Source organism: Ruegeria sp. CDSB113, from assembly GCF_059611045.1.
The window spans coordinates 1-4,927 of the sequence record NZ_JBXWOU010000030.1 but is presented as its reverse complement, the minus strand read 5'-3'; the positions used below and the strand labels follow the sequence as shown (position 1 = coordinate 4,927).

Genomic DNA, 4,927 nt, shown 5'->3' with positions numbered 1-4,927 from the left:
TTCACTGCTGCGTTTATTGGTGTTGTTATGAGTGATGGAGTGATTTGTGAGATTGTTCTGCCCCATTTTGTGACGGGGTTTTCTGCGATGAAGATGATGTCGTTGGAGCGCAGTTGGAAGCGGGCGGCAAGAGTGAGTTGTGCGGCGTTTCGGATGTCGAGGTGCCATGCGGTGACGGCGCCGAATTCGCGGGCATCTTGCGCCGCGCGCAGGACGTAGACCTCTGACGCGTCGCCGGTTTCCTTGGCGATACCACCGCCGGTGTCGAACAGGGCGTCGGCCAGGGTGGCCGATTGGTTGAACGGCAGAGCATAGCGGCCCTGTGTGCGCACCTCGCCGGACAGGTAGACATAGTCGCGGTCGACCGCATCCAGCTCGATGGATTGCAGGTAATTGCTGCGGCGCTCGTCCAGGTCGGCGCGGCGCAGATTGACTGCGGTGTTCAGCTCTTGCAGGGCGGTCTGGCGGCCCTCGAGCACGGTGTCGCGCAGCGCGATCTGCTGGGCAAAGTAGCGTTCGGCGCGGTCCAGATCATAGTCGGTATCGACAAAGACCGAGTCATCGGCGACCAGATTGAGGTTCTGTAATGCGGTGCGCGCGTACAGATCTTCGAGTGGGATCTGATACATCTGCCCGTCGCGGTAGATGCGCACCGAGGAATTGTCGATATCGCTGACCGAGACCGATCCGGCAGCCGACAGTGCCTCGCCCAGGGTCAGCTGGGTCAGGGTGATGGGCTGGATACCGGGCTGGCCGACAGCGCCGCCGACCGAGACGCGGCGCGAGTTGAACTCGGCGATCTCAAGGCTGAAGGTGGGGTCGATCTGGTTTTCCACCAGGCGCTGGAACAGCACGGCCTCAGCCTCATCCACGGTCAGGTCGACCAGCCGGACGCGGCCGACATCGGGGATGTTGATCGAGCCGTCATCCTGCACGGTATAACCGTTGCGGCTGTTCTGCGCGGCCAGCAGGCCCGACAGCTCTCCGGCTGTTCCTTGCGTGGACGGCGTCGACAGCACCAGCACGTCACCGATTCCGATGGTGTAGGGGCCGGGGTTGACCTGTGGCGGCGGGTCCAGTTGCAGCCCGGCGCGCGATCCATCCTGGGTCGATGGCGCCTCGGGCAGGGGGCCGGTGCCGCGCAGGCTGGTGCCAGAGCCCGATCCGGCCGACAGTTCGAACACCGTTGGCAGGGTCTTGGGCGCGTATGGCGACCGGTTGGCGACCAGCACGGTCTCTGGCGTGACCGGCACAACGCGGACTTTACCCGCGTCGGAGACACCTGCCGTGACCGACGGGCTGCGATAGATGGTGGAACACCCGGCAATCAGAACGGTCACAGCCAGCGCGCTGAGGAGAAGTGGAGTATGGCGCACGATATGCCCTCTGCTGTTGGAAGTTTTAACTGTCATTGGGCACAACCTTTATGAACATGTTGCCGAGGAAATTGCCGGTCCATTGCGAGGATTGAACGATGCGTCCTGAACTGTTTTGCACCCAGTAAACGTTGGTAAAACGATCCGCCACCCCGAAGCATTCCTCTTGCCATTTTTCCGTTGCGACAGGGTTTCCGAGCAGCAAAACGGTCTCGGATCCCACGGCTTCGATCTGACACTCATAAGCATGTAACTCGATCTCATCGTTGGCGTTGAGAAAGCTGTGGAACCGTTCGACCCGGCCCGGACCGCCGCCCAGGATCCGCGCCGCGCTTTGGTGCACATCGGACGCCGACATGCCGTCGCCAAACCCCAGGGCCGAGGTCAGCATGCCGCGTTCCAGCGTGATGGTGGCCCCGTCCGCAGTCAGCCAAGTCTGTACCCCCGCGCGCTGGGTCTCAAGCAGCATAACGCCGGCAAGATCGCGACTGGGAAACCCGACCTCAAGCCGGGGCGGGATCGGGCGGCGCGCGCCAAGCGCCTCGGCGCGCGGATGGAACCGGGGCGCGTTTGGAAACAGCGTGCTCTTGAACAGGTCGACATCTTCCTGGGCCTCGCCGCAGGAGATCAGAGCCAGGGCCAGCAGGGCGGTGCGCAGGGCCTTCATCGCCAGAACCTTCCCCAGCCGCGCGACAGATCCTGCGCGCGGGCCTCGCGGGTCACGCCATACAGCCGGTTGCGCACGTTCAGCCGTGCGCCGCCATCGCGCAGAACCGGACGGATGGTCTGGGCGATCTTGTTGCGCGACGGGCGACCGGTCAGCCACGAGATCGGGATTTCCAGCCGGATACCCTTGTCGAACGACCCTTCACCGAACTCCTCAGAGCTGACATTTGTCAGGGTAAAGAACGCCCCCACCTTGAAGCCGTTGTTGAACTCGCGATCCAGCGCGAAGGTCGCGCCATAGTCGCCAGCCAGATAGCGCCCGACATCGACCTGCGCGTGATACTCGCCCGGCAGATCGTAGTAGGCCGAGACGTGCCCGGTGAAGACATTGTAATCCTGAAAGCCGAACAGCACGTCAAAGTCGCGCTGCGCCACATAGTTGGCCTCGGCCCCAAGGGCCAGACGACTGTTATTGGGATACCAAAGCACTTCGGTGGAAAGCCCGCCAAACATGGTTTCCAGGTAGCCCAGCGTGGTGCGTGCATAGAGGTTATCGCCCGGCCGCCACATATACTCGGCGGTCATATGCTCGATCCGCAGGTTGGATTCGCGCGCATAGATGTTCCAGTCCGAGCGCACATGCGGCAGGGTCGAATCCGAGACTCGGGTGCTGTCATCGAGGGTACTGAGGATCGGCTGGCGCAGACCGGTCGAAAAGGTAAGGCCCGGCGACGGGGTGTAATCCAGCGCCAACGCAGCGCCCAGTTCGTATCGCAGCGGGTCGTCTGGATCAAAGAAAGAGAGGTTCAGATAAGGCCCGAACCGATATGAGAAATGCGGGAAGGCATCGGGCAGAGTCCCGCCCTGCACCAGCGGCAGCGTGTCCGATATCTCGGCCCGGGCAAAGCTGCGCCAGGCGTTGTCGGGGTCATGCTCCAGTTCGTAAAGGTCACTGCGATTCACGCGCACCGCGCTCAGCGGTACGCCGTTCGACATCAGCGCGATGTCGAAATGCTCGGCTTGGGGCGGTTGCTGATTGGCCAGCACGCGGGCGGTGCGGCCCAGGGCCTGCGCGGCTTGTCCATAGCGGTTGTTCTCCACCCCGACGCGGACAGTGTCGCCGCTGTCGGACAGATAGACCAGCCGCAGCCCTTCCTGATCCAGGGCGGATTGCATCCGCGCCCGGATATCGCCACTGCTGCTGTTCGCCGTTGCCGCAGCGACCTGCGGTTCAGGGCGCAACGGCGGCGGTGCGGCACCCTGACCGCCCGGCGTCACCGCTTTACGCGGATTGACGAAGTAGCTGTAGGTCAGCCCCAGAGAGGTGCCATAGAGATAAGAGGCCGTCAGCTGCGAGCCGTTCCGGAACCGGTACTGGGCGCCAAAATTAAAGGGCGATTTGACTCGGAAACTGTCATTGACGGATTCCGCGGTGTAAAGGTCGGGCGAATACTCGGCCAAAAAGGTCAGCCGGTCATTATATTGCCAGCTGGCGCCGCCAAACAAAGCCGCGTCGCCGCGGAACCAGTTGCCGAATTCAACCTCACCCCCCTGGCCGTTCGAATTTGACGCGGGCCGGGTGTCGAACCGGCTGCCAAATATGCCCAGCGGATTCGAGAACGCACCACGCCCCGCCATGCGCCCCCATCCAATACCGCCGGTCAGTTTGAACCGATCCTGAACGGTCTTGGTGGCCACGAAGTATTCCGCGGCATAGATGCCGGTGCCACCAAAATCGCGCAGCCCCATCACGATGGCCGGGCCATGCCTGCTTTCTTCGCGCAACCGGAAATGGACGTCAAAGCTGCGGTCATACCGGGTGCCGCTTGTGCCATCAAACCCGTCAATCACCGCATAGCGGAAGCTGCCGTGCACCCAGGGCAACATCTGAAACGTCATCGTCGCCCGACCGGCGTTCCTGAGACCTGCGGCGGTAAAGACAAGCGTGCCGTCATCGAACATCTCGGCCGTGGGAATCTCGATCAGTCCGGGTGTGCCATAAGTCGACACGGACTGGGCCTGCGCCATGCCAGTCGCAATAGTCAACGTACTTGCCAGGAGGGCGCCCCACCTGACTGTCACCGCTCGAATAATCTTCACGTTATTATGTCGCTTTTTTTGGACGGCGGCCTAAACGGTTCGCCGACCCACGTCTTGCCTCAATTTGCCGGTGGGCTTATTTCCTTTGAGCTTGTCGTGCAAATACAATTCCGCACTTCAGTTAAATGGAAGCCGTGAATTATTAAGTCTACTGCAAGTTGAGCGCATCGGTAGGCCTTGAAGCCCTCGAACATGGTAAGAGACACCGGATCAAAGCAAAACATTCGAATAAATAATGACGTCTGTACCCAAGGCTGACCGCGGCATTCACGCCACCGACCCGGTAGGCCACAAGAGGGCCCGTCAGAGGGACAGCGCCCAATCAGGCTCCGCCGCGGCGCACCATGACAGCAAGCGTCCGCCACACAATGCGCATCTCCATCGCCAGGCTGGAATTGGCAATATAGTAGAGATCAGCCTGAACCTTTCGACGCGTTGCATCTGTGCCCTCAACATAGCCCAGCTCGACCTGCGCCCAACCGCTGATACCGGGGCGAACGTCGTGACGTTCCTGGTACCCGGGCACCTGCAACAAGTACTTGCGCGCATGCTCGATGTAATCGGGGCGTGGCCCAACCAGACTCATCTCACCTTTGAAAACATTGATGATTTGCGGCAACTCATCCAGACGGCTCCGCCGCAGGAACCGGCCCAGCGGCGTGATCCTGTCTTCCTCAAGCGGGCAATCCGCGCCGCGCTCGATCTTCCGAGCCGGGCGCATCGAACGAAACTTGTACGCCGTGAAAGCTGAGCAATTCTGACCCATGCGCTCCTGTGAGAAAAAT

Annotated in this window: 4 protein-coding genes; all 4 read right to left on the bottom strand. The window is 61.5% G+C overall.

The window, feature by feature from the left end:
• A partial coding sequence (locus AC2FIS_RS23085; RefSeq protein ID WP_496775607.1) for a polysaccharide biosynthesis/export family protein occupies positions 1 to 1,412 on the bottom strand: 1,412 nt, incomplete at its 3' end.
• Positions 1,402 to 2,043, bottom strand: a complete 642-nt coding sequence (locus tag AC2FIS_RS23080; protein ID WP_496775606.1) for a YjbF family lipoprotein — start codon at positions 2,041 to 2,043, stop codon at positions 1,402 to 1,404. The genes AC2FIS_RS23085 and AC2FIS_RS23080, both read right to left, overlap by 11 nt.
• Entirely contained in the window at positions 2,040 to 4,070 is a 2,031-nt protein-coding gene (locus AC2FIS_RS23075; protein ID WP_496775605.1) for a YjbH domain-containing protein, read from the bottom strand. The genes AC2FIS_RS23080 and AC2FIS_RS23075 overlap by 4 nt, the downstream gene beginning before the upstream one ends.
• A gap of 394 nt (positions 4,071 to 4,464) precedes the next feature.
• Positions 4,465 to 4,927, bottom strand: a 463-nt coding sequence (locus AC2FIS_RS23070; protein ID WP_496775604.1) for a sugar transferase, incomplete at its 5' end; no start/stop codon positions are given.

Coding starts and splice junctions, on each gene's coding strand:
- AC2FIS_RS23080 (WP_496775606.1), bottom strand. CDS start 2,043: ATGAAGGCCCTGCGCACCGCCCTGCTGGCCCTGGCTCTGATCTCCTGC.
- AC2FIS_RS23075 (WP_496775605.1), bottom strand. CDS start 4,070: ATGGCGCAGGCCCAGTCCGTGTCGACTTATGGCACACCCGGACTGATC.